This window comes from Gordonia alkaliphila, assembly GCF_039542465.1.
GTDB classification, from domain to species: Bacteria; Actinomycetota; Actinomycetes; order Mycobacteriales; family Mycobacteriaceae; genus Gordonia; species Gordonia alkaliphila.
On the sequence record NZ_BAABIE010000002.1, the window covers coordinates 197,249 to 220,822 of the forward strand.

The following is a 23,574-nucleotide window of genomic DNA, read 5'->3' on the forward strand; positions in this document are numbered from 1 at the left end:
CGAACACTACTCGGGGCGGGCCGGGGCGCGGCCACCACCGCGACAGCCAGTAAGATGGGCCCCGTGACTGCTTCCGATTCCACCCCCAGCTCCTCGGCCGACCGGTACTCCGAACGGCTGACCGTGCCGGTGTGGTGGTGGATCCTCGCGGCCGGTCTGGTGGCGCTGCTGGGCTATCAGGCGCAGCTCGCCGCCTACATGCAGACCTGGAGTTACGTCTTCTACCCGATCCTCGGCGTGCTCGTCGGCTGGCTGCTGTTCACGATGAACCGCATGAAGATCCGGGTCGACGCCGACGGCGCCCTGCACGCACACAAGGCGATGCTGCCCGCCGAGGTAGTGGCCCGCGGAGCCGTCGTTCCGGCGACGGCCCGCAGCGCCGCCATGGGCCGACAGCTCGACCCCGCGGCGTTCCTCGTCTACCGCTCGTGGATCAAGCCGATGGTGCTCGTGGTGATCGACGACCCGGACGACCCCACCCCGTACTGGCTGGTCTCCACCCGCCACCCGGACAAGGTGCTCGCGGCGATGGGCATCGTCGACGCCGGTGCCGCGCCGTCCTCGACCGCCTGAGTTCCGTCGACCGCCTGAGTTCTCCCGCGCTCACGACCGCCCGAACAGGACAGTCGAAAACAGGACGAACGAATGAGGCCGACCCCGTACGGGGTCGGCCTCATTTCCTCTGCTCTGTTCTATCGCTCAGGCGCAGTCCACGCAGATCAACTGGCCGTCGCGCTCGGCACCCAGCCGGTTGCGGTGGTACACGAGGAAGCAGCTCGCGCAGGTGAACTCGTCGTCCTGCTTGGGCACCACGCGCACCGACAGCTCTTCGCCGGACAGGTCGGCACCGGGCAGTTCGAACGACTCCGCGGTCTCCGTCTCGTCGACGTCGACGTCGGCCGTGCTCGCCTCGTTGCGTCGTGCCTTCAGCTCCTCCAGCGAGTCCGTCGCCAGGTCTTCCTCGTTGCTCCGCCGAGGTGCGTCGTAATCGGTCGCCATGTTCTACCTCACCCTGGTCCTGTCGTGCTTTGCCATCTTCCCCACGGCCCGTGCGACACACACGTTATTCGCCCTAGGCGCGCCGAATACTAGGCGATCGATCGCAGCGAGTCAACCCCGACCGCGGGGGGACGGCACGTGCGTCGCTTCCCGCGGTTGCCTGCCGCCTGCCCCTACAGTGGTGGCATGGTCTCCAAGTTCGCCACCGGGTACTCGACCGATGCCCAGGGACGCCCGTTTCCGCGACGCAACTACACGCCCGCGATCGTGATCGCGACGGTGCTCGCGCTCGTCGGCATCGGGGCCTGGAGTTTCGCGTTCATCGGCGACGAAGAGGAGAGCCGCCCGACGGCCTGCAACCTGCCGACCAGCGCAGAAGGCCCCGAACTCAAGGTGGTCAATCGCTCGGACATGCTGAGTGTCGCACCGGCCGCGCTGTCGACGTTCACGGTCACGGTGCTGAACTCGGCCGCCGCCCACGGCGAGGCGCGCTCGGTGGCCGACGGCCTGGCGGCACAGGGCTACGCGCCCGGCACCCCCGCCTACGGCGACGACACGCTCTACCCCGAACGCGATCTGAGCTGTGTGGCGCAGATCCGGTTCGGCACCGGTGGCCAGACGGCCGCAGCGGCGGTGTGGCTGGCCCTGCCGTGCGCACAGTTGGTCAACGACGGCCGGGCCGGCACCGACGTGGACGTGGCCCTCGGCGAGTACTACACCGCCACCCAACCGACGCAGGACATGCAGGCCGCTCTCGAGTCGCTGCGCTCGGTGGACCCGCGCAACGCGAAGTCCGGCGTCGACCGGTCCCTGATCGAGGCCGTGCACGCGCAGTCCTGCTGAGTTCACCGCCCCATCGGCTCACTCCGGAAGCTGTCTCAATCCGTCGATGTCGGTGAGCAGCGCCAGGAAGTCGTCAGCGATACCGGGTGCCACCGCGACCGTCGCATGGCCGTCGGCGGAACTGGACTGCGCCGGCGGCAGCACCACCCGTGCGCCCGCCTCGGCGGCGATCAGTCCGCCCGCGGCCCAGTCCCAGGGCGCCAAACCGTGCTCGAAGTGGGCATCCACCGCGCCGGCGGCCACCATGCACAGGTCCAACGCCGCCGCGCCCATACGGCGCACGTCGCGGATCTGCGGTAGCAGCGCGGCCAACAGCTCGCCCTGCGCGCGACGCCTGATCGGCGAGTACCCGAATCCGGTGGCGACCAGCGCCAGCGCGACGTCGTCGACCGGATTCGCGGTGAGGCGGCGGGGCTCCTCGTTGGGTCCCGCGCACCAGGCGCCGCCGCCCAGCCACGCCCAGTAGGTGACGCCGCGGGCCACGTCGACCACGGCGCCGGCCTGCGACACCCCGTCGACCTGTGCGGCCACCGACACCGCATAGGCGGGTACCCCGTAGAGGAAGTTGACCGTCCCGTCGATCGGATCCACCACCCACCGCACACCGTCGGCGAGCGCGTCGGCCCCGCCCTCCTCTTCGCCGAGGATCGCGTCGTGTGGACGTACCACGGCCAGCAGTCCGCGGATGAGTCGTTCGCTCTCGGTATCGGCGACGGTCACCGGGTCGGTGGGCGTCGACTTGGTGCTCACCGCGGCGTCGTCGGCGCGGCGACCGGTGGCCGGGAACAGGTCGGCGCGGCGCACACGCACCTGATCGGCGGCCTCGCGCGCCACCGCGCAGGCGATCTCGCACAGTTCTTGCGGGGACACGGATGTGGACGAATCGGCGGGCTTCACAGCACCCGAGTCTAGTGGCGCGCAACGACGGCCGGGTTCGCGCCGTAAGGTGAACGCCATGTCTGACGTGACCTATCTCGGCGCCGACCGGGTGCCGAGTCCCGGCTCCGGATTGAGCTTCGGTATCGACATCGGCGGGACCGGCATCAAGGGCGCGATCGTGGATCTGCGGACCGGCGAGTTCGTCGGCGAACGCCACCGCATCGACACCCCGCAACCGGCCACGCCCGAGCGCGTCGCGCGCACGGTGAACACCATCGTCGAACACTTCGGCTGGACCGGACCGGTGGGTCTCACCCTGCCCGGCGTGGTGAAAGACGGCGTCATGACCACCGCGGCCAACGTCGACCGTTCGTGGATCGGCACAGACGTGGAGGCCCTGTTCCGGCGATCGCTGCACGGACGACGCGTCCGAGTCCTCAACGACGCCGACGCCGCGGGGTTGGCCGAGCAGGCCTACGGCGGCGGTGCGCACCTCGACACCGGCCTGGTGATCCTGCTGACGCTCGGCACCGGGATCGGCTCGGCCGTGCTGTACGACGGCACCCTGATCCCGAACTCCGAACTGGGCCACATGGAGGTGGACGGGATCGTCGCCGAGCAGCAGGCCTCCGCCAAGGTCCGCAAGGACCGCGACTGGTCCTTGAAGACCTGGGCCGGGCACCTGTCGACGGTGCTCGTGCACTACGAGCGGATCTTCTCCCCCGACCTGTTCATCGTCGGCGGCGGCATCAGCCGCAAGGCCGATCGCTGGATCCCCCACCTGACCAACGCCGTTCCGGTGGTGCCCGCAGCGTTGCGCAACACCGCGGGCATCGTCGGCGCGGCGATGGCCGTCGTCGACGACCGCTGATCAGGTCCGAGCCCGCCCATCTCGTCGCGAGTCGCCACCGGAGCGCCCCGGTTCGGCCGCGTTTAGTTACAATGGAACGCGTTGGTCCGGCTCCCTCCGGCCCACTCCCCTGACCAGGCACAATGCCCCAACGCGGCCGCGCTTGCGCCGTCGCAGCGATGCGATGCGACAGCGTTGCCGTCCAATGCATGCCGTGCCGTTGATAATTGTGTGAAAGGTCGTACGTGGCAACCACCAGGACCCCGGACGCCGAGACCGACGCCGAACCGGCACCGGTTCGTAAGGCAGCGGCCAAGAAGGCGCCCGCCAAGAAGGCCGCAGCAAAGAAGACCGCCGCCAAGAAGACGGCGGCCAAGAAGACGGCGGCCAAGAAGACCGCTGCGAAGAAGACCACCGCCAAGAAGACGGCAGCGAAGAAGACCGCCGCGAAGAAGACCGCCGCGAAGAAGACCGCGGCCAAGAAGACCGCGACCAAGTCGGCGGCCACGAACGAACTCGACGACGAGACGCAGTTCACCGGCGCCGACGAGGACGCTCCCGAGAACCTCGACGAAGCCGAGATCGACGTCAACGCCGATCTCGAAGCCGACGAGGAGGAGACGCCCGCAGAGGCGGCCAAGTCCGACAAGGACGAGAAGTCCTCGAGCGACTTCGTCTGGGACGAGGACGAGTCCGAGGCGCTCCGCCAGGCCCGCAAGGACGCCGAGCTGACCGCGTCGGCGGACTCGGTGCGCGCCTACCTGAAGCAGATCGGCAAGGTCGCTCTCCTCAACGCCGAGGAAGAGGTGGAACTGGCCAAGCGCATCGAAGCCGGCCTGTACGCCACCGAGAAGATCCGCCGCGTGATGGCCGACGGCGAGAAGCTGTCGGTGGCCCAGCGCCGCGACTTCAACTGGATCTCCCGCGACGGCAACCGCGCCAAGAACCATCTCCTCGAGGCCAACCTGCGCCTCGTGGTCTCCCTGGCCAAGCGCTACACCGGCCGCGGGATGGCCTTCCTCGACCTCATTCAGGAAGGCAACCTGGGTCTGATCCGTGCGGTCGAGAAGTTCGACTACACCAAGGGCTACAAGTTCTCCACGTACGCCACGTGGTGGATCCGCCAGGCCATCACCCGCGCCATGGCCGACCAGGCCCGCACCATCCGTATCCCGGTGCACATGGTGGAAGTGATCAACAAGCTGGGTCGTATCCAGCGTGAGCTCCTGCAGGATCTGGGCCGCGAGCCCACCCCGGAGGAGCTCGCCAAGGAAATGGACATCACGCCGGAGAAGGTGCTGGAGATCCAGCAGTACGCGCGTGAACCGATCTCCCTGGACCAGACCATCGGCGACGAGGGCGACAGCCAGCTCGGCGATTTCATCGAAGACTCCGAGGCCGTGGTCGCGGTCGATGCGGTCAGCTTCACGCTGCTGCAGGATCAGCTCCAGGACGTCCTGGACACCCTCTCCGAGCGCGAGGCCGGCGTCGTGCGCCTGCGCTTCGGGCTCACCGACGGTCAGCCCCGCACCCTGGACGAGATCGGCCAGGTCTACGGCGTGACCCGCGAGCGGATCCGCCAGATCGAGTCCAAGACCATGAGCAAGCTCCGCCACCCGAGCCGCTCTCAGGTCCTGCGCGACTACCTGGACTGAGTTCCACAGAACACTGCCGCCCCTCCCGATGTGTTCGGGAGGGGCGGCAGTGTTCTGTGGGCAGCTCAGCCGTGGCGGGCGGCCTGCTTACGCAGCTCGTACCGGGCCAGCGCGTTCTTGTGCACCTCGTCCGGGCCGTCCGCGAAACGCAGGCTCCGCACCCCGGCGACCATCTCGGCCAGCGGGAAGTCCTGAGACAGTCCGCCCGCGCCGTGCGCCTGGATCGCCTTGTCGACGATCCACTCCACTGCGGTGGGGGTGGCGATCTTGATCGCCTGGATCTCGGTGTGCGCCTTCCGATTACCGACGGTGTCCATCAGCCAGGCGGCCTTGAGGGTCAGCAGTCGCAGCATCTCGATCTTCACGCGGGACTCGGCGATCCAGTCCCGGATCACGCCCTGCTCGGACAGCGGCTTGCCGAACGCGACGCGATTGCTGGTGCGGTCGCACATCATCTCCAGCGCTCGTTCGGCGATCCCGATGCAGCGCATGCAGTGGTGGATGCGTCCCGGTCCCAGTCGGCCCTGGGCGATGGCGAAGCCGTCGCCCTCGGCGCCGATCAGGTTGGCGGCGGGCACCCGCACATCGGTGAACTTCAGCTCGGCGTGGCCGCCGTGGCTGTGGTCGTCGTACCCGTACACCTCCATGCCGCGCACCACCTCCAGACCCGGGGTGTCGCGCTCCACCAGGATCATCGACTGCTGGCGGTGCCGATCGGCGGTCGGATCGGTCTTGCCCATCACGATGAAGATCGTGCAGTTCGGGCTCATCGCGCCGGTGATCCACCACTTGCGGCCGTTGATCACGTAGTCGTCGCCGTCGCGCACGATCGACAACTCGATGTTGGTGGCGTCCGAACTGGCCACGTCGGGTTCGGTCATCGCGAACGCCGACCGGATCTCGCCGTTGAGCAGCGGCGTGAGCCACCGCTCCTGCTGCTCGGGGCTGGCGTACTGCGCGAGCACCTCCATGTTCCCGGTGTCCGGGGCGGCGCAGTTGAGCGCGGCCGGCGCCAGCTGCGGGCTGCGGCCGGTGATCTCGGCCAGCGGCGCGTACTGCGCGTTGGTCAGGCCCGCGCCGTGCTCGCCGGGCAGAAACAGGTTCCACAGGCCGCGGCGTCGTGCTTCGGCGCGCAGCTCCGCCAGCACTGGGACGCTGTCCCAGTCCCAGCGGTTCTCCAGTGCGGCGAGCTGGGCCGCGAACACCGGCTCGGCCGGGTACACGTGCTCGTCCATGAACTCCAGCAGGTTCTGCCGGTACTGCTCAGTCGTTTCGTCGTAGGCGAATTCCACGTCTGTTCCTCCTCGGTTGTCGAAGCAATGTCTCGTCTGGGCTCTAGTGCCCTGTACTACTGACCGCGCAGCGCGGCGAGTCCGGCGGCGAGCAGCGGATGGACGGAGTCGCCGACTCCGGCGAAGCCGGCGCCCACCGTCTGGCCGTTCACGTAGCGGTAGTGAATGCCCTCGACGATGCCGGCGAGCTTGAAGCAGGCCAGCCCCACGTAGAAGCCGAAGTCGCTCAGGTCGCGGTCGGAACCGGCGGCGTAGCGCGACAGCACTTCGTGCTCGTCGAGGTATCCGGGCGCGGCGGCCACGTCGGAGACCGCACCCGGCGACAGCTTGCCCATCCGGTCGTACACGCACATCAGCGCCACGTCGGTCAGCGAGTCGCCGATCGTCGACAGTTCCCAGTCGATGACGGCGGCGGGCCGGTCGTCGGCGTCGAACAGCACGTTGTCGAGCCGGTAGTCTCCGTGCACGATGCCGGGTGCGCCGTCGGCGGGCACCCGGGCGGCCAGCGCCTCGTGCAGCGCGATCATGTCCGGCAGGTCCCGCGTGTGCGCGGCGTCGAACTGCGAGCGCCACCGGCTCACCTGCCGGCCGAGGAAGCCCTCGGCGCGGCCGAAGTCGGCGAGACCCACGGCCGCTGGATCCACCGCGTGGACTGCGGCCAGCGTGTCGATCAGGCGCTCGGAGATCGCCCGCGTGCGCTCGGCGCCCAGCGGCTGCAGTTCCTTGGCCCGCCGGTACGGGGTGCCGGCCACGGACTCCATCACGTAGAAGGGTGCACCGAGCACATCGGCGTCGTCGCAGTAGCCGTACATCTGCGGCACCGGCACCGCGGTGCCGGCCAGCGCCGACATCATCCGGTACTCGCGGCCCATGTCGTGCGCGGTGGCGAGCAGCTTGCCCACCGGCGGCCGTCGCAGGATCCATTCGCCGGTGCCCGCGCGCAGACGGTAGGTCAGGTTCGACTTGCCGCCGGCGATGTGTTCGGCGGTCAAGCCGTCGCCGACGGCCCCGACGTGGTCGACGAACCAGGGCGTCAGTGCCGTCAGATCCAGGCCGGGCAGGTGCTCACTCACCGCCGGCGGCCTTCCCCGCGTCCAGCTTCTGCTGCAGTCGGTTCATGCCGGACAGCCAGCGGTCGGTGTCGTTCGCGCGTGCCCGGTAGTAGTCGGCGACGTCGGCGTGCGGCAGGATCAGGAACTCGTCGCCGTCGAGCGCGGACAGCACATCGGCGGCCACCTGTTCGGCCGTCAACGCCGTGTCCCGGCTGAGGATCTCCTCCAGCGGCCCGGATTCGGTCAGCATGCGGGTCTGCACGCCCTGCGGGCACAGTGCCTGCACCACGACGCCGCGGTGCCGGTAGGTGGCCGACAGCCACTCGGCGAAGGCCACCGCACCGTGCTTGGTCACCGAGTAGGCGGGCGCCTCGAGCATGGTGAGCAGGCCGGCCGCCGACGCCGTGACGACGAAGCGGCCGCCGCCGGCGTCCAGCCATTCCGGCAGCAGCGCCCGCGCGGCGCGCACATGCGCCATCACGTTCACGTCGAGGGACAGCGCCCACTCGGCTTCGGTGGCGTCCAGGCCGCGGCCGCGGTCGACGCCGGCGTTGGCGAACCACGCCTGCACCGGACCGAAGGCTTCGCGCGCGGTGCCGATCAGTGCGGCCACGCCATCCTCCGAGGCCGCATCGCCGGGTGCGACGACGGCGGTGCCGCCTGCGGTCTCGATGACGTCGACGGTGCGCGCGGCACTCTCGGCGTCGAGATCGGCGACCACGACGTGCGCGCCGCGCGCAGCGAGGGCGGTCGCCAGGGCCGCGCCGATGCCGTTGCCCGCGCCGGTCACGACGACGCAGGCGCCGTGGGGATCGAAGCCGCTCACGCGCCACCTCCGAGGAGGACGCCGCCGTCGACGACGAGGGTCTGACCGGTCATCCAGCCCGCATCCCCGGACAGCAGGAAGGCCACCACGGAACCGATGTCGTCCGGTTCGCCGAGGCGCTTGAGCGGGTAGGCCGCGGCGACCTTCTCCTCGCGCCCCTCGTACAGCGCGGTCGCGAACTGCGTCTTCACCACGGCCGGGGCCACGGCGTTGACCCGGATGTTCGGGCCCAGCTCCACCGCGAGCTCTTCGGTGAGGTGCAGGACGGCCGCCTTGGAGACGCCGTAGAAGGCGATGCCGGGCGCCGGACGCAGCCCGGCGATGGAGCCGAGGTTGACGATGGCGCCGCCGTGCTCGCCCATCCACGCGGCGTGCACCTTCTGCGCCCAGGACAACGCGGAGAGGACGTTGACGTCCAGGATCTTGCGCGCAGCCTCGACGTCCATCTCCATCAACGGGCCGTACACCGGGTTGATACCGGTGTTGTTCACCAGGTAGTCCACCGAACCGAAGTTCTCCAGGGCCGCCGCCACAGCCGCGTCCTGGTGCGCGGTGTTATCGGCGCCGCCGACCACGTACACCGCGTGCTCGGGTCCGCCGAGCTGAGTGACGGCCGCTTGCAGCGCCGGCTCCTTGCGCGCGGTGATGACCACCCGCGCACCTTCGTCGACCAGTCGCTGGGCGATCGCGAGACCGATGCCACGGCTGGCTCCGGTCACGATCGCGGTCTTACCGGCAAATCGTTTGTCACTCATCGGCACGGGGCTCCGTTCTGCAGTGTTCTGCACTGAAATCCTCGACTAAGCGCTCGCTTAGGCTCTAGTGCTCTACTCTGCCGGTGATGGCGGTGAACGTCAACCGTTGACACGAGAACGACGCATAGGCGACAGGGTAGGACAGACAGGGCGGGCAGTGACCGAGAACACTTCAAAGGCGCAGCAGACGCGGGCCCGGCTGTTGGACGCGGCCGTCGAGGCCTTCGCCGACCGCGGTTTCCACGGCACCACCACCCGCGATCTCGCCGCGGCGGCCGGCATGAGCCCGGCTGCGGTGTACGTCCACTACCCGTCCAAAGAGGATCTACTCTACCAACTGTCGCTGGGCGGGCACCGCACCACGCTGGCGGTGGTCGACGAGTACGACGACCCCGAACTCGCCCCGGCACCCCGTCTGCACCGCCTGATCCGCGGCTTCTCCCGCCACCATGCGGAGAATCACACCACCGCCCGCGTTGTGAACTACGAGCTCGCCTCGCTCAGCCCGGAGCACTACACCGAGATCCGCCAATTGCGCCGCGAGATCGCCCGCCGGATGCGCGCGGTGGTCGACGCCGGGATGGCCTCCGGCGACTTCGCGACCAGCGATCCTCGGGCGGTGACCCTGGCTCTGCTGTCGATGAACATCGACATCGCCCGCTGGTACGACGAAGGCGGCAGCCTCAGCCCCGAAGCCCTGTCCGATGCCTACGCCGACCTCGCGCTGCGGATGGTGGAAGCCGCCGGACGACACTCCCGAACCGACCCGGGAACAATGTGAGGCTCCCAAACGTCTGACAGAGTGAGAGTCGAGACGTCCGGGACCCCGGTCGTTCGGCAGAGACAGTGAATGAATGGAAGGGGAACTCCATGACCGACCACGCCACCTCCACGATCGTCGCCGCCCCGTTGACCAAGGCCGACCGCTGCGACCGCTGCGGCGCCGCCGCCAAGGTCCGCGCCACCCTCCCGGCCGGTGGCGAGCTGCTCTTCTGCCAGCACCACTACAACGGCCATGAGGCCCGCCTGGTGGAGATGGGCGCCGTCGTCACCGCGTGACCGACGCCGGACGAAGACAGACCGACACGCGAGTGCCCGGTCTCCCCGCGGGGAGACCGGGCACTCGGCGTTCTGCTGCTACTTCCAGGTGCGCAGGGCGCTGATGCGCTCGCGCAGCTGCTCGGCGGTGGCCATCGCCGTGGGCGGTCCGCCGAGGCGCTGCCGGAGTTCGTTGTGCACCTGCCCGTGCGCGCGGCCGGTGCGGTGGTGATGCAGGGCCACCAAGGTGTTGAGTTCCTTGCGGAGCGCGTGCAGGTTCTCCCCGGTGCTGCGCTCGGCCGCGTTCGGCGCGTCCTGGGCGGCCTGCTCGTGCGCCGAACGGGCGGCCGGCGCCGACCGCTTGGTGACCTGGGCGGCCTGGCGCTGCTGGAGCAGCGTGCGGACCTGCTCGGCGTCGAGCAGTCCGGGCAGGCCGAGGTAGTCCGACTCCTCCTCCGAGCCCGGCATGGTGGCGGTACCGAACGAGGCGCCGTCGTAGATCACCTGGTCCAGTTCGGCGCTCGCGTGCAGCGACTGGAACGCCGGTTCGTCCTCGCCGTCCTCGTCCTTGGTGCGATTCGCATCGGCCAGCGCGGCGTCGTCCAGGCCCGACTCTTCGCGGTGCGGCTTGCCGAGCACGTGGTCGCGCTGGGCCTCCAGTTCGCTGGCCAGCTGCAAGAGCACCGGCACCGACGGTAGGAAGACGCTGGCGGTCTCCCCGGGACGCCGCGAACGCACGAAGCGGCCGATGGCCTGCGCGAAGTACAGCGGGGTCGCGGCGTTGGTGGCGTAGACGCCCACCGCCAGCCGCGGCACGTCCACGCCTTCGGACACCATGCGTACCGCGACCATCCATTCGTCGTCGGAGGCCGCGAACGACGCGATGCGGGCCGACGAGCCGGCCTCGTCGGAGAGCACCAGGGTCGGCTTGCGCCCAGTGATCGACTCCAACAGTTCGGCGTAATCGCGGGCGCGCTCCTGATCGGTGGCGATCACCAGTCCCCCGGCATCGGGCACGCCGGAGGCGCGGAGCTTCTGCAGGCGCCGGTGCGCGGCCGTCAGTACCGCCGGAATCCAGTCGCCGTGCGGGTCCAGGGCGGTGCGCCAGGCGCGGGCGGTCTGCTCCGCCGACAGCGGCTCGCCCAGGCGCGCGGTGAACTCCTCGCCCGCACTGGTGCGCCAGCTCGCCTGCCCCGAGTAGGCCAGGAAGACCACCGGGCGGACCACGCCGTCGCGCAGGGCGTCGGAGTAACCGTAGGAGTGATCGGCGCGCGAGCGGGCGCCGCCGCCGGGCTCGGGGTCGTAGGTGACGAACGGGATCGGCGAGTCGTCGGACCGGAACGGAGTACCGGTGAGGGCGAGGCGACGTTCGGCGTCGGAGAACGCCTCCCGGATGCCGTCGCCCCACGACTTCGCGTCGCCGCCGTGGTGGATCTCGTCCAGGATCACCAGCGTGCGACGCGCCACGGTGCGCTCGCGATGCCGGTACGGATGCGCGGCGACCTGCGCATAGGTCAGCACCACACCGTTGAAATCGGAGCTGGTGGAGCCGGTGGAGTTGGAGAAGTTCGAGTCGAGGGCGATGCCCACCCGCGCCGCCGCCTGCGCCCACTGGTGCTTGAGGTGCTCGGTGGGCGCCACCACCGTGATGCGCTCGACGGTCTTGTCCGCCAACAGCTCGGCCGCCACCCGCAGCGCGAACGTGGTCTTACCTGCGCCGGGCGTTGCGACGGCCAGAAAGTCCGCCGGACGCGCGGTCAGGTACTTGGTGAGTGCGCGGCGCTGCCATGCGCGCAGCGATCCCCCAGCCGGTCGAGCCTGAGCAGGCTCGGACGGCGCGTCGGACACAGTGGAAATCAGCCCCGGTTCAGTCATATCGGGGTCGATTCTAGACCGTGCCGCCGACCGTCCCGCCACGCCGGAGACACGGCCCGGTGTCCGATTCCCCGCGGACATGGGCAATGCTGTTACTCATCAGCAACGATGAGCCGCGCTACGCCCAGCCGGACGCCGGACCCCCGTCCGACGACCGGCCCGGAGTGCTCGCCAAATCCTGGCGGCTGGTGTGGCGCACCACCGTGAAGTCGTGGGACGACGGCATCATCGGCTGGTCGGCGCAGGCCGCCTTCTGGCAGTCCCTGTCGCTGGTTCCGCTCCTACTCGGTGTACTCGGCAGCCTGGGCTACATCGGCGGTTGGTTCGGGCCCAACACCGTGGAGATCATCAGCGATCGCATCATCTCGTTCGCCGACAGCATCTTCACCGAGCAAGTGGTCGACGATCTGATCAAACCCACCCTGGACAATGTCCTCGGCCGGGGACGCGGTGCCGTGATCTCGGTGAGCTTCATCATGTCGCTGTGGGCCGGTTCGTCGGCGATGAGTTGCTTCGTGGCGGCCATCGTCACCGCGCACGACCAGCACCAGGTGCGCAACCCGGTGTGGCAGCGCATCTTCGCGCTGATCATCTACATCTTCTTTTTGATCACCGCGGTCATCGTGCTGCCGCTGGTGGCGCTGGGCCCCACCTATCTGCGCGAGATCGTGCCGGACGACTGGAGCAACGCGGTCAGCCTCCTCATCGAGTGGGGCTACTTCCCGTTCGTCGGTCTGCTGCTCATCGGCGCTCTGGTGCTGCTGTACCGCTTCGCGCTGCCCTATCCGCTGCCGTGGCTGCGCCTGGTGCCCGGCGCGTTCCTGGCCGGCGTCTTCTTCTGGCTGTCGGCGTACGTCCTGCGCGCCTACCTGACCGCTCTGGCGAACGTCGGGTACACCTACGGCGCCCTGGCCACGCCGATCGCGTTCCTGCTGTTCGGGTTCTTCCTCGGCTTCTCCATCGTGGTCGGCGCCGAGTTGAACGCCGCCATCCAGGAGCTGTGGCCGGCCGACGTGAACGGGCCGATGGTGCGTCAGTGGGTCTCGACGCAGACCACCGAGATCACCGATACCCTGCGGCGTCGCGCGATCCGGCCGGGCTGGCACCGGTCGAGCGGTCCTCCCGAGGGGAATGGACCGCCGCCGGATGCGTGAGCCCGGCCCGGGACTCGCGGACGGACCTACTTCTTGATGCGCGCGTACACCTTCTTGCATCGCTCGCACACCGGCGAGCCGGGCTTGGCCGACTTGGTCACCGGGAAGACCTCGCCGCAGAGCGCCACGACGTGCGTGCCCATCACCGCGCTCTCGGCGATCTTGTCCTTCTTCACGTAGTGAAAGACCTTGGGAGTGTCGTCGTCCTTCTCGGTCCGCTCGTCGTGGTCTGTGCGCTCGTCGAGATCGGGGCGCTCGATCGTCTTGGTGGTCATGGTCTCCATTGTGACGCACCCGGCGGCCGATGTGCACCGCGTACTGGGCATGTGCGCTGACCGCCCAGAAGTGGGACAGTGGATGCATGGCGACGGATATGGGTGGGACGAGCGGGCAGCACGACAATCGAGCGGATGCCTTCCTCATCACCCGCGCCGACACCAGCCTCGACGAACAGCACCGTGCACGCGTGCGGAAGTACCTGTTCATGATGAGCTTCCGACTGCCCGCCCTGGTGATCGCGGGCATCGTCTACGGCGTCACCGGCAGCGCCTGGTGGGCGGTGGGCATCATCCTGTTCTCCGTGCCGCTGCCGTGGATGGCCGTCCTGATCGCCAACGACCGACCGGCTCGCAAACACGGTGAGGTGCAGTACTACAAGTTCGGCGCCGGCCGCACTGTGGGACCGGGCGAACTGGCCGCCGAGGCTTCCGAGCCGGCGTGGCGGGTGATCGACGTCGAGCCCGACCAGCGCAAACCCGAGTGATCGGAGATTCCTTAGCGAACTCTCATGTCGGCCGGGAACCTTCTGGACCCGCGTGGCGTTAGACCAGATGAACGCATTGGTTGATCGTCGCCGACAGTAGGAGGCCGCATGTCCACCGCAATCCGCCCCGTCCCCACGCCCGAAGATCTGGACGCCCAGTCGCCGTCCGCGGATCTGGTGCGCGTCTACCTGAACGGTATCGGCCGGACCGCGCTGCTCAACGCCGAGCAAGAAGTGGAACTGGCCAAGCAGATCGAAGTGGGGCTGTACGCCAACCACCTCCTGAACACCCGCAAGCGCATGGGACCGGCGCGCAAGCGCGACCTCGCGATCCTGGTGCGTGAGGGCGAACGCGCCCGCGCCCACCTCCTCGAAGCGAACCTTCGCCTGGTGGTCTCGCTGGCCAAGCGCTACACCGGCCGCGGCATGCCGCTGCTGGATCTGATCCAGGAGGGCAACCTCGGTCTGATCCGCGCGATGGAGAAGTTCGATTACGCCAAGGGCTTCAAGTTCTCCACGTACGCCACCTGGTGGATCCGTCAGGCCATCACCCGCGGCATGGCCGACCAGAGCCGCACCATCCGGCTCCCCGTCCATCTGGTGGAGCAGGTCAACAAGATCTCGCGGATCCGTCGGGAACTGCACCAGCAGCTCGGACGGGAGGCGACCGACGAGGAACTGGCCGCCGAGACCGGTATCCCCGCCGAGAAGATCGCCGACCTGATGGACCACAGCCGCGATCCGGTGAGCCTGGACATGCCGGTCGGCAGCGACGAAGAGGCCCCGCTGGGCGACTTCATCGAGGACGCCGAGGCCACCTCCGCGGAGAACGCGGTGATCTCCAGCCTGCTGCACTCGGACATCCGTCTGGTGCTCGGCACGCTCGACGACCGGGAACGTCAGGTGATCACCATGCGCTTCGGCCTCGACGACGGGCAGCCGCGCACGCTCGACCAGATCGGCCGTTCGTTCGGGCTCTCCCGCGAACGCGTTCGGCAGATCGAGCGCGAGGTGATGGGCAAGCTGCGCGAAGGCGAGCGCGCCGACAAGCTGCGCGCCTACGCCAGCTGACTCAAGAACCCAGGCGTCGCGGTCCGGTGTCGGCGAGAGTCGGCACCGGACCGATGGCGAGTCGGGCGGCCAGCACCGCGGTGCCGTCGGCCGACGACAGGATCGGGTCCAGGCCCACCTCCCGGATCTCCGGGATCGCGTCGACCAGCGCCGAGACCCGCATCAGCAGATCCACCAGCGCGTCGATGTCGGCAGGCTGCTCACCGGCGGCCCCGGCGAGCAGTTCCGCCGAACGCGGTTCGGCCACCAGGTCGCGCGCATCGTCGACGGTGAGCGGCACCGCCCGGTAGCTCCGGTCGTCGAGCGTCTCGAACAGCCGACCGGACAGACCGAACGACACCACGGGTCCGAACGAGCGACTCTCGGTGACCTGGATGCAGACGCCCGGGCCCTTGGGCGCCATCCGCTGCACCTGCAGGGTGGACTCTCCGGTCAGGGCCTGCAGCTCGGCGAACGCGGTGATCACCGCGGTGGCGTCGGACAGGTCCAGGCGTGCGCCTTCACGGTCGAGACGACCGATCCATTCGCTGGCACCGGCCTTCACCGCCACCGGGAAGCCCAGTTCCCGCGCGGCCGCCGATGCCTCGTGGAGGGTGGACACTTCGCGGAACTCCACGATGTCGATGCCGTACCAGTGCAGCACCTCCGCCGTCTCGGTGGCGGTCAGTTCCCGTCCTCCGTCGCTCATCAGCTCGCGCACGTAGCTGCGCGCGTGCTCGGCGGCGATGCCGGGCAGTTCCACCGGAGCGGCATCCGGTCGCGACCGCCACTGGGCGTACCGCCAACTCATCGCGAGCGCGTGCGCGGCGCGTTCGGGCTCGGGGTACGACGGGATGGATCCGCGGGTGGGCACACCGCCCGGCCCCGGCACCGACAGACCGATCGGAATGCCTTCCACCGCAAGGAAAGTCGTCACGATCGGCTTGGTGGCCGACTCGGGCGAGTCTTCCGCGGCCGCCATCAACGACCGTGAGTACTCGGCGGTGTCGACGGCCACCGGGGGCACGAAGACCACGATCAGCGAGTCCACACCGGGATCGGCCAGCGCGTGCGACACGGCGTCGGTCAACTCCTGCTGCGGAGTCGCCGGCCCGAGGTCGACGAGCGACACCACGTCCAGACCCGAGCTACGCGCCGAATGCGCGGCCAGCGAGGCGATCACCGACGAGTTGCCGATGATCGCGGTCCGCGGTCCGGCCGGCAGCGGCTGATAGGCCAGCACGGCGGCGACGTCGAACAGTTCGGCCAGCGTGTCCACCTGCAGCACACCGGCCTGGGCCAGCACCATCTTCGCGATGCGGTCGTCGAGGGCGCCGAAACGTTCCTTCTGCTCCCCCACCCGCGTCATCGCGCCGCGCCCGGATTTGATGGCGACGACCGGCTTGTTACGGGTCACGCGCCGCGCGATGCGTCCGAACTTGCGCGGGTTGCCGAAGCTCTCGAGGTAGAGCAGGACCACGTCGGTGGCGTCGTCGGTGTCCCAGTACTGCAGCACATCGTTGCCGGACACGTCGGCACGGTTGCCCGCCGAGACGAAGGTCGACAGCCCGAGTCGACGGCCGGCCGCGTGATCGAGGATCGCGATGCCGAGGGCACCGGACTGACAGAAGAAGCCGACCCGCCCGGGTCCCGGGATCCGCGGCGCCAGCGTCGCGTTGAGCGCGATCTCCGGAGCGTTGTTCACCACGCCGAGGGCGTTCGGTCCCACCAGTCGCATGCCGTGGGCTCGCACCTGTTCCACCAGCGCGCGCTCGGCGACCAGGCCGTCGTCGCCGAGTTCGCCGAAGCCCGCCGACACCACCACGAGCGTCTTGACGCCCTTGGCCATACAGTCGTCGAGCACTTCGCCCATCCCGGCGGCCGGCACGGCCACCACTGCCAGGTCCACCGGGTCGGGGATGTCGATGACGCGCTCGTAGGCGCGGATGGCGCGCACCGAGCGCGCCTGGCCCGGGCCGTTGACCGGGTAGACCGGGCCGGTGAAGCCCGCGGCGATGAGGTTGGCCAACAGCACGTGGCCCACCTTCTTCGGATCGGTCGAGGCGCCGATCACGGCCACCGACTGGGGGCGCAGAAGATTCGCGATGCTGCGCGCCTCGGAGGCGCGTTCCCGCGCGTTGCGCACCGACGTCAGCGCGTCGGTGGGGTCGATCTCGAACTCCACGTGGACCGTGCTGCCGTCGAAGGCGCGGCTGATCTGATAGCCGGCGTCGCGGAACACGGCGACCATGTTCGGGTTCTCCGAGAGCACCTCGGCCTCGAACTTGGTGAAGCCGTTCTCCGCGGCGGCACCGGCCAGGTGCTCCAACAGCACCGGGCCCAGACCGCGACCCTGGTGCCCGTCGGCGACGACGAACGCGACCTCGGCCGAATGCGGCTTGCCGCTCTGCGCGAGGCCCTCGTACAGGCCCATGGCGATCACTTCGTCGCCCAGCCACGCGAGCAGCGCGACGCGGTCCCGATAGTCGACGGTGGTCATCCGCACCACTTCGCGGGGCGGCAGCTTCGGGGTGGGCCCGAAGTAGCGCAGGTAGCGGGTGCGTTCGGACAGCCCCTCGTGGAAACGCACCAGCGCGTCGGCATCGGCCGGGGTGATCGGACGCAGGTGCACCACGCCGCCGTCGGAGGCGAGGGCGTCCGCCGCCCAGTGCCGCGGATAGTCGACGGCCGCCGAACCGGTCGAAACCGGTTCGGTCACAACAGCTTCGGGTGCAGCAGCGTCGGCCGCGGCAGCGTCCGGTGTCGGCTGGTCAGTCACGAGGATCCTCCGGGTCGAGTCCGTGCAGGGGGAAGACGGCGCGTCGGGTCGCCAGAATGGCGCGATCGGTCTGCTGCTGGGCCGCCTCGGTGATGCCGTCGGGCGGGGCCGCCCCCGCGTCACCGTCCCAGGGCACGTAGTCCACGTCGCCGTTATCGCCCATCATGGCAACCGGCGGCCGCGCATAGTCGGGATGCACGTGCTCGGTCATCTCCACCGCGCCTTCCAGCCACTCGGCACCCACCGGTGTGGTGAAGTCCACGTCGCGGTCGAGCACGGTCGCGATCAGGTGCGTCCACGCGCGCGGCACCACGTTGATCACGCCGTAGCCGCCACCGCCGACCGCGATCAGCCTGCCTTCGCAGTACTTGTCGGCCAGATCGCGCAGTGCCCGCATGGCCATCGTCTGACCGTCGACGGTCAGCGCCAGATCGGTCAGCGGATCGGCGCGATGACTGTCCACCCCGACCTGCGCGAGAATGATCTGCGGTTTGAAGGCGGCGATCATCGACGGCACGGTCGCGTGAAATGCCCTCAGCCACAAGCGATCCTGGGTGCCCGGCATCAGTGCGACGTTGACCATCGAGCCGGCCGCGGCGTCCGCCCCCACCTCGGTGGCCCAGCCGGTACCCGGCCACAGGGTGGCCGGATGCTGGTGCACGGAGATGGTCATCACCCGCGGATCGTGCTCGAACTGCACCTGCACGCCGTCGCCGTGGTGCGCATCGATGTCGACGTAGGCGATGCGGTCGTAGCCCTGCGCCAACAGCCACTCGATGGCGATCGACGCGTCGTTGTAGATGCAGAAACCGGCCGCGTGTCCGGGCATCGCATGGTGCATGCCGCCGCCGATGTTCACAGCGCGTTGCACCGCGCCCGAATGCACCGCCTGCGCGGCCGCCAGCGTGCCGCCCACCAGCATCGAACCGGCCTCGTGCATGCGGTCGAAGACCGGATTGTCCTCGCTGCCCAGCCCGAACAGCCGCTCCAGAATCGGTCCGCTCAGCGACGCCGTGCCGGAACCGACCGCGCGCACCGCGTCGATGTAGCCCTGGGTGTGCACGGTGCGCAGGATGTCGTCGTCCACCGGCAGCGGCGGCAACGGATCCACGCCGTCGAGCACGCCGAGTCCGCGGGCCAGATCCATCGTCAAGGCGAGCCGGATCGGGCTCATCGGGTGTGTGAACGCCCACTTGTAGTCGAGGAACTCGTCGCTCCAAATCACCGCTGTCTGCACTGCACGATCCCTTCGCCCATCACACCCAGCACGCTAGTGCCTCACCTGTCACGTTATCCGGGTAACCTGGTCGTTGGCGAAAGGACTGAAGCTCACGTGAACGAACTCGTCGACACCACCGAGATGTATCTGCGCACGATTTATGACCTCGAAGAGGAGGGGATCATCCCACTGCGCGCCCGCATCGCGGAGCGACTCGAGCAGAGCGGACCCACCGTCTCGCAAACGGTGGCGCGGATGGAGCGCGACGGCCTGGTTCGCGTCGGCGGCGACCGCCAGCTCCAACTGACCCCCGCCGGCCGCGCGCTGGCGGTCTCTGTGATGCGCAAGCATCGCCTGGCCGAGCGCCTCCTGGTCGACGTGATCGGCCTGCCCTGGGACGAGGTGCACGACGAGGCCTGCCGCTGGGAGCACGTGATGAGCGAGAACGTCGAGCGCCGACTGCTCGAAGTGCTCGACAACCCCACGGTCTCCCCGTACGGCAACCCGATCCCCGGTCTCGAGGAGCTCGGCGTGAAGGTGACGCTGCCTGCCGACAAGTCCGAGCGGCTCGTCGAAATGCCCGCGGGCGAATCGGTGGTGATCGTGCGCCGGATGGCCGAGCACGTCCAAGCCGATGCCGAGCTCATCACCGAACTACGGGAGGCCGGCGTGGTGCCGAACGCCCGTGTCCGCGTGGTGGTCAGCCCACGGTCGGTGCAGATCAGCAGCCCCGGCCACGAGGGCCTCACGCTGTCCTCGGAGATGGCGCACGCGATCTTCGTCGAACGCGTCTAGCGCTCGTACCCGGCTAGAACGGCGGCTCGCCCAACTCACGGGCCGCGTCGTACTCGGCCCAGGTCGCCGCCTCCTCGGCGGCGACCTGCCGGGTCCGCTCCGCCGCCCGCTCTTCGTAATTGGCCGTGCGCTGCGCTCGACGACGGGCGTGCTTGGCCGCGGCGCGCGTGCGGGAACGCTGCGGACCGTCCGCCAGGCTGCTCGTCGCAGTCCCGGTCGCGGCCTGCTGGGCGAGTTGGTGGCGGCACCGCAGGTCGGCGAGTTGCGGGAACAGCCACTGGTTCGGCGCGAGCAGTTCGACGGTGATGCCTCCGGGGGTCGTCACGCTGGAGTGATACCGGCCGTTCTCGTCGATCCAGAGCTCGTCGAGGAAGCCGGTCAGATGGGTTTTCATCAGATGATGGAAGCGACACTTTGGTAGCAGATTGCAAACGCACGTGGGCCCGCCCTGGCTGGGGCAGATGTTGTCGAACTCGGCCACGTGGTCCAGATCGCACGCGAAAGCGGCCCGTTCGCAACCGGGGATGGAGCAGGTACCCCACAGGAAGCGTGCGACGAGGTCGGTGAGCAGGCTCGGGCGGTACGGATCGCTCGGCAGCGCGGTGTTCGCGATCAGGAAGCGCAGCGGCGGACTGGTTTCGTCGTCGGATTCGCTTGCGACCGTGCCGCTTTTGTCGATTTTCGGATCGGGGCGTGCGCCATCGGCCCGGCACTCGTCCGGGCTGTCGGGGCGGGGTCCTTTTCGGTGGACCGCCGCTTCGTCGAGGTCGTCGTCGCCGATCGGATCGGCTGCGGAATCGGGTTCGAGGAGATCGCCGAGGTCGTGCTGGTGGATCACCGAGTCGTCGCGCTCGACGATCTGCCGTACATGGTCACCGGAGACAGGGCCGTACCCGTCGAGGTAGCCGCACTGGTCGCCGCCGTCGAGGGTGGTGGCGTCGCAGAGGACGTGCACGACGATCCGTGCGGCGCGGGTGTCGAGCTGGACGTCGCTGATCTGCGCGGTGCAGCCGTCGCTCTCGCAGTGGCAGGTGAACGGGATGCGCTGCAGCAGAGCAATCGCCGCGTCGGAGCGGGCTTGCGCTTTGGTCCGTGGATCGGCCGGGCACAGCCCGGCGATGACGGCGTCGAGCATCTGCCGGACGAGACGCACATCTTCCGCGGTGGCGGTGATGGAGATCTGCGCCATCCCGCTGTCCAACGCCTGGAAACCTACGTTCCGCGATGCCTTCGCGCGGTCGCGGTCGAGTTTCTCGGCGTCCGGGTCGTACTCGGCGACGAGTTTGCGGGCCATGTGGCCGGTCTTGGTGATCGACATCGACGACACTCCGCCGCGCAGGCCCATGATCTGCAGCGCCAGGGTCTGGTCGATGAGCGCCATGGTCTCGTCATCGCGGACGAGTTGGGTTTCGCTGACGATCCGGTGGAACCGGGCCCTGTCGATCAGGCCGAGCCGCATCGTCGAGAACACCGCCGGGAGCCGGTCGCGGGCGCAGACGGCGTCGTCGAGCAGGCTGCGCGCGAAGTGATCGGTGCTGTCCAGACTCATCTGCAGTTCGAGCGCAGTCTGCGCCTCCAGGTCGAGGATGGAGCGCTGGGTCACCGCGACGTTCTTACTGACCGCTTGGACGTGGTCGAACATCGACAGGGCGAACTGGAACAGCCGCCAGTCCAGGTAGCAGTGGCCGTTCTTGATCGCGTGGACGGCCTCGGCGAGGTCACCGGTGGACAGTTCCGCGAGAGAAACGGTGGCCGCGGGCATGCCGACGGAAGCCAAGTCCGCCTTCGGCCAGGCGGAAGCGGCGAGCTTCGTCATGCCTACTCACCTCCCCAAGCGAGTCAGCCACACTGATCGATCTGGTGTGCTAACTCCACGTTACGCCGATCCACCTAATAGAACAAGCATTCGAGGATGTTTATTTCCCGGATCTTCAGAAATCTTTTCCGCCATCGGGCCGCACAGTTCGGCGCAGGCATGTCCAGATCTCTCCCTTCGATCAGATGAACTTCCGTCATCCAGAACGATGAACTGTCGACCTGGAACGTTGTCAGAACGTCGATGAGCAGCATTCCTTCTATAGCTTCGCCAAGAACACGTCCGACCGGGCGTAGTCAGATTGTCGAAGGGACAGAAGTTCATGAAGCATGCCACTCGTATGGCCACCGGTGTCGGGGCCGCGCTCGCCGTCGCCGGACTGATCGGCGGCGCCGGCCTCGCCGACGCCGCGATCAAGGCTAACAACCACACCGCGTCGGGCTCGGTGTCCGGCGACCGCATCACCGTCACCGTCAAGAACACCTCGACGACGACCGGGTATTACAGCGCCTCGGCAATGGCCGGCGACCTCGAGAAAGAAATGGATCTCATCCTCGACTGGAACCGCAACGGCGATCACGAACAGCCGGCGCCCGATGACGTCGTTGCGGCTAAAGCCAAGATTGAAAAGGCAGACACGACCAGCTCCGGCGAGCAGCCCACGCTGGTGCCCGCAGGACAGACCGGAAACCTTGCGCTCGCTACGCCGGGCACCGGAAGCGCCTACACGATCATGACTTCCTGCGTTACGGACGTGCTCGGCAACCCGCAGGCGGAACTCAGCACCTTTGTTCTCACGCGTTCGGGCGGCGGCAACACCGGCGGCGCGGACAGCGGCAGCTTGGGCGGCGGCCTCGGCAGCCTGAGCGGCCTGTTCTGATCCGCTGAGACGGTTCCGCCCTCCCCGGTCGCCTATGACGGCGGCCGGTGGAGGGCGGCCAGCAGCGCGGCGACCGCGTCGGGATCCGGCTGATAGGCCGGGAAGTAGCAGCACACTTCGTCGGCGAAGTCGCCGAATCGGCGACTGATCTCGGCGGCGCAGTCGGCGGGGCTGCCGACGACGCCGATCCGCGCGACCATGTCGTCGGTGATCAGCGCGCGCATCGCGGCGTAGTCGCCGGTCTTGGACAGCCGATTCAGTACCGGGTGCAGCTCGCCCCAGCCCTCGGCGTCGAGCACCGGGCGGTAGGCCGGCGTAGAGCCGTAGAAGGCGATGAGGACCGCGACACCGTCGATCGCGGCGCGCAGTTCGGCGTCGTCGCGTCCGACGGCGACCATCGCCTGGCCGATGATGGGGAAGTTCGCGCGCGTCCGCCCGGAGCGACGCAAGCCCTCGTCGATCGCCGGCAGGGTGCGGTCGGTGAGGTGACGAACCGTGTTGAACGGCATGACGAGCAGTCCGTCGGCCACTTCGGCCGCGGTCCGCGTCATGATCGGTCCGAGCGCGCCCATCAGCACGGGCGGCGGGCCGAACGGATTGGGCCCGGGGTCGAAGTTCGGCGGCATCAGCGTGTGCGTGTGGAACGTGCCGCGGAAGTCCAGCGGCTGCGCCCTCTCCCAGGCCGCGAGGACCGCCTGCACCGCGCGGACGGTCTCGCCGAGGAACCGCGCGGGCGGATGCCACGCGGCGCCGTAGCGTTTCTCGATGTGCACCTTGATCTGGGTGCCGAGCCCGAGCCGGAAGCGGCCCTCGCTGTAGGCCTGCAGGTCGTACGCGGAGTGGGCCAGGTGCACGGGGCTGCGCGGCCCGGCGATCGCGACGTTCGTCATCAACTCCAGCGACGTGGTGCCGGCGGCGACGGACAGCGGCAGGAAGACATCGTGCGGCCCCTCGAAGGTGAACGCACCGTCGGCGCCGAGCGCGGCGAGTTCCCGCGCGTGCTCGGCCGCGCGCGGCAGGGAACCGTCGAGCTGCAGATGTACCTTCACCGGTG

General features: G+C 68.9%; 23 protein-coding genes. 11 read left to right on the forward strand and 12 right to left on the reverse strand.

Going from position 1 to position 23,574, the window contains the following annotated elements; genetic code table 11:
* Positions 1 to 54 precede the first annotated feature (54 nt).
* Positions 55 to 573 (forward strand): DUF3093 domain-containing protein, encoded by a 519-nt coding sequence (locus ABD989_RS02820; protein ID WP_425556463.1) that lies wholly within the window; start codon positions 55 to 57, stop codon positions 571 to 573.
* Between the two features lie 126 nt (positions 574 to 699).
* Here ABD989_RS02820 and ABD989_RS02825 read toward each other — a convergent pair whose 3' ends face one another.
* Positions 700 to 999, reverse strand: a complete 300-nt coding sequence (locus ABD989_RS02825) for a DUF4193 domain-containing protein (protein ID WP_246995672.1) — start codon at positions 997 to 999, stop codon at positions 700 to 702.
* A gap of 186 nt (positions 1,000 to 1,185) precedes the next feature.
* Here ABD989_RS02825 and cei point away from each other — a divergent pair, with 186 nt between their 5' ends.
* Complete coding sequence (gene cei / locus ABD989_RS02830) at positions 1,186 to 1,842, forward strand: envelope integrity protein Cei (RefSeq protein WP_246995670.1); 657 nt, start codon at positions 1,186 to 1,188, stop codon at positions 1,840 to 1,842.
* An 18-nt stretch (positions 1,843 to 1,860) separates the two neighbouring features.
* Here cei and ABD989_RS02835 read toward each other — a convergent pair whose 3' ends face one another.
* On the reverse strand, positions 1,861 to 2,799 hold the full coding sequence (locus ABD989_RS02835; protein ID WP_372493240.1) for an inositol monophosphatase family protein: 939 nt from the start codon (positions 2,797 to 2,799) through the stop codon (positions 1,861 to 1,863).
* Here ABD989_RS02835 and ppgK point away from each other — a divergent pair.
* The gene (gene ppgK, locus ABD989_RS02840; protein WP_246995667.1) at positions 2,798 to 3,592 is read left to right on the forward strand and encodes a polyphosphate--glucose phosphotransferase; all 795 of its coding nucleotides are present in this window, start codon (positions 2,798 to 2,800) and stop codon (positions 3,590 to 3,592) included. The two genes, ABD989_RS02835 and ppgK, sit on opposite strands and share 2 nt — an antisense overlap.
* Before the next feature lie 224 nt (positions 3,593 to 3,816).
* Positions 3,817 to 5,226 carry an RNA polymerase sigma factor gene (locus ABD989_RS02845; RefSeq protein WP_345312357.1) on the forward strand — a complete coding sequence of 470 codons (1,410 nt, stop codon included), beginning with the start codon at positions 3,817 to 3,819 and terminating at the stop codon, positions 5,224 to 5,226.
* 65 nt (positions 5,227 to 5,291) lie between these two features.
* Here the strand turns inward: ABD989_RS02845 and ABD989_RS02850 are convergent, their stop codons facing one another.
* From ABD989_RS02850 to ABD989_RS02865, 4 genes are read right to left on the reverse strand one after another with little or no spacing between them, the layout of a single operon-like run.
* Positions 5,292 to 6,518, reverse strand: a complete 1,227-nt coding sequence (locus ABD989_RS02850; protein WP_345312358.1) for an acyl-CoA dehydrogenase family protein — start codon at positions 6,516 to 6,518, stop codon at positions 5,292 to 5,294.
* Between the two features lie 56 nt (positions 6,519 to 6,574).
* Positions 6,575 to 7,591: a phosphotransferase family protein gene (locus tag ABD989_RS02855; protein ID WP_425556464.1), complete on the reverse strand. Its 1,017-nt coding sequence runs from the start codon at positions 7,589 to 7,591 to the stop codon at positions 6,575 to 6,577.
* A complete protein-coding gene (locus tag ABD989_RS02860) occupies positions 7,584 to 8,396 on the reverse strand; it encodes an SDR family NAD(P)-dependent oxidoreductase (RefSeq protein ID WP_345312359.1) in 813 nt (270 codons plus the stop codon). The genes ABD989_RS02855 and ABD989_RS02860 overlap by 8 nt, the downstream gene beginning before the upstream one ends.
* Positions 8,393 to 9,151 (reverse strand): SDR family oxidoreductase, encoded by a 759-nt coding sequence (locus ABD989_RS02865; RefSeq protein WP_345312360.1) that lies wholly within the window; start codon positions 9,149 to 9,151, stop codon positions 8,393 to 8,395. Before ABD989_RS02865 ends, ABD989_RS02860 begins: the two co-directional genes overlap by 4 nt.
* A gap of 157 nt (positions 9,152 to 9,308) precedes the next feature.
* On the opposite strand from ABD989_RS02865, the gene ABD989_RS02870 reads away from it, so the two are divergent.
* Together ABD989_RS02870 and ABD989_RS02875 are read left to right on the forward strand one after the other, a co-directional pair.
* The gene (locus ABD989_RS02870) at positions 9,309 to 9,932 is read left to right on the forward strand and encodes a TetR/AcrR family transcriptional regulator (RefSeq protein ID WP_345312361.1); all 624 of its coding nucleotides are present in this window, start codon (positions 9,309 to 9,311) and stop codon (positions 9,930 to 9,932) included.
* 89 nt (positions 9,933 to 10,021) lie between these two features.
* Entirely contained in the window at positions 10,022 to 10,210 is a 189-nt protein-coding gene (locus tag ABD989_RS02875; protein WP_345312362.1) for a DUF7455 domain-containing protein, read from the forward strand.
* A 78-nt stretch (positions 10,211 to 10,288) separates the two neighbouring features.
* Here the strand turns inward: ABD989_RS02875 and ABD989_RS02880 are convergent, their stop codons facing one another.
* On the reverse strand, positions 10,289 to 12,064 hold the full coding sequence (locus ABD989_RS02880) for a DEAD/DEAH box helicase (RefSeq protein ID WP_345312363.1): 1,776 nt from the start codon (positions 12,062 to 12,064) through the stop codon (positions 10,289 to 10,291).
* Positions 12,065 to 12,150: 86 nt separating this feature from the next.
* Here ABD989_RS02880 and ABD989_RS02885 point away from each other — a divergent pair, with 86 nt between their 5' ends.
* Complete coding sequence (locus ABD989_RS02885; protein WP_345312364.1) at positions 12,151 to 13,218, forward strand: YihY/virulence factor BrkB family protein; 1,068 nt, start codon at positions 12,151 to 12,153, stop codon at positions 13,216 to 13,218.
* Between the two features lie 26 nt (positions 13,219 to 13,244).
* On the opposite strand, the gene ABD989_RS02890 is transcribed toward ABD989_RS02885, so the two are convergent.
* Positions 13,245 to 13,493, reverse strand: a complete 249-nt coding sequence (locus tag ABD989_RS02890; protein ID WP_345312365.1) for a DUF3039 domain-containing protein — start codon at positions 13,491 to 13,493, stop codon at positions 13,245 to 13,247.
* A gap of 86 nt (positions 13,494 to 13,579) precedes the next feature.
* Between ABD989_RS02890 and ABD989_RS02895 the strand changes: the two genes are divergently transcribed.
* Complete coding sequence (locus ABD989_RS02895; RefSeq protein WP_345312366.1) at positions 13,580 to 13,981, forward strand: DUF3099 domain-containing protein; 402 nt, start codon at positions 13,580 to 13,582, stop codon at positions 13,979 to 13,981.
* 108 nt (positions 13,982 to 14,089) lie between these two features.
* Entirely contained in the window at positions 14,090 to 15,052 is a 963-nt protein-coding gene (locus tag ABD989_RS02900; protein WP_345312367.1) for a sigma-70 family RNA polymerase sigma factor, read from the forward strand.
* A gap of 1 nt (position 15,053) precedes the next feature.
* Here the strand turns inward: ABD989_RS02900 and ABD989_RS02905 are convergent, their stop codons facing one another.
* Entirely contained in the window at positions 15,054 to 17,810 is a 2,757-nt protein-coding gene (locus tag ABD989_RS02905; protein WP_372493238.1) for a bifunctional acetate--CoA ligase family protein/GNAT family N-acetyltransferase, read from the reverse strand.
* Positions 17,803 to 19,047: an acetoin utilization protein AcuC gene (locus tag ABD989_RS02910; RefSeq protein ID WP_345312368.1), complete on the reverse strand. Its 1,245-nt coding sequence runs from the start codon at positions 19,045 to 19,047 to the stop codon at positions 17,803 to 17,805. Before ABD989_RS02910 ends, ABD989_RS02905 begins: the two co-directional genes overlap by 8 nt.
* 96 nt (positions 19,048 to 19,143) lie before the next feature.
* Here ABD989_RS02910 and ABD989_RS02915 point away from each other — a divergent pair, with 96 nt between their 5' ends.
* Positions 19,144 to 19,824, forward strand: a complete 681-nt coding sequence (locus ABD989_RS02915) for an iron-dependent transcriptional repressor DtxR (RefSeq protein WP_345312369.1) — start codon at positions 19,144 to 19,146, stop codon at positions 19,822 to 19,824.
* Between the two features lie 13 nt (positions 19,825 to 19,837).
* Here the strand turns inward: ABD989_RS02915 and ABD989_RS02920 are convergent, their stop codons facing one another.
* The gene (locus tag ABD989_RS02920; RefSeq protein WP_345312370.1) at positions 19,838 to 21,640 is read right to left on the reverse strand and encodes an HNH endonuclease signature motif containing protein; all 1,803 of its coding nucleotides are present in this window, start codon (positions 21,638 to 21,640) and stop codon (positions 19,838 to 19,840) included.
* Between the two features lie 322 nt (positions 21,641 to 21,962).
* Between ABD989_RS02920 and ABD989_RS02925 the strand changes: the two genes are divergently transcribed.
* Entirely contained in the window at positions 21,963 to 22,520 is a 558-nt protein-coding gene (locus ABD989_RS02925) for a hypothetical protein (RefSeq protein ID WP_345312371.1), read from the forward strand.
* Positions 22,521 to 22,552: 32 nt separating this feature from the next.
* On the opposite strand, the gene ABD989_RS02930 is transcribed toward ABD989_RS02925, so the two are convergent.
* On the reverse strand, positions 22,553 to 23,569 hold the full coding sequence (locus tag ABD989_RS02930; protein WP_345312372.1) for a TIGR03617 family F420-dependent LLM class oxidoreductase: 1,017 nt from the start codon (positions 23,567 to 23,569) through the stop codon (positions 22,553 to 22,555).
* Between the last annotated feature and the right edge of the window lie 5 nt (positions 23,570 to 23,574).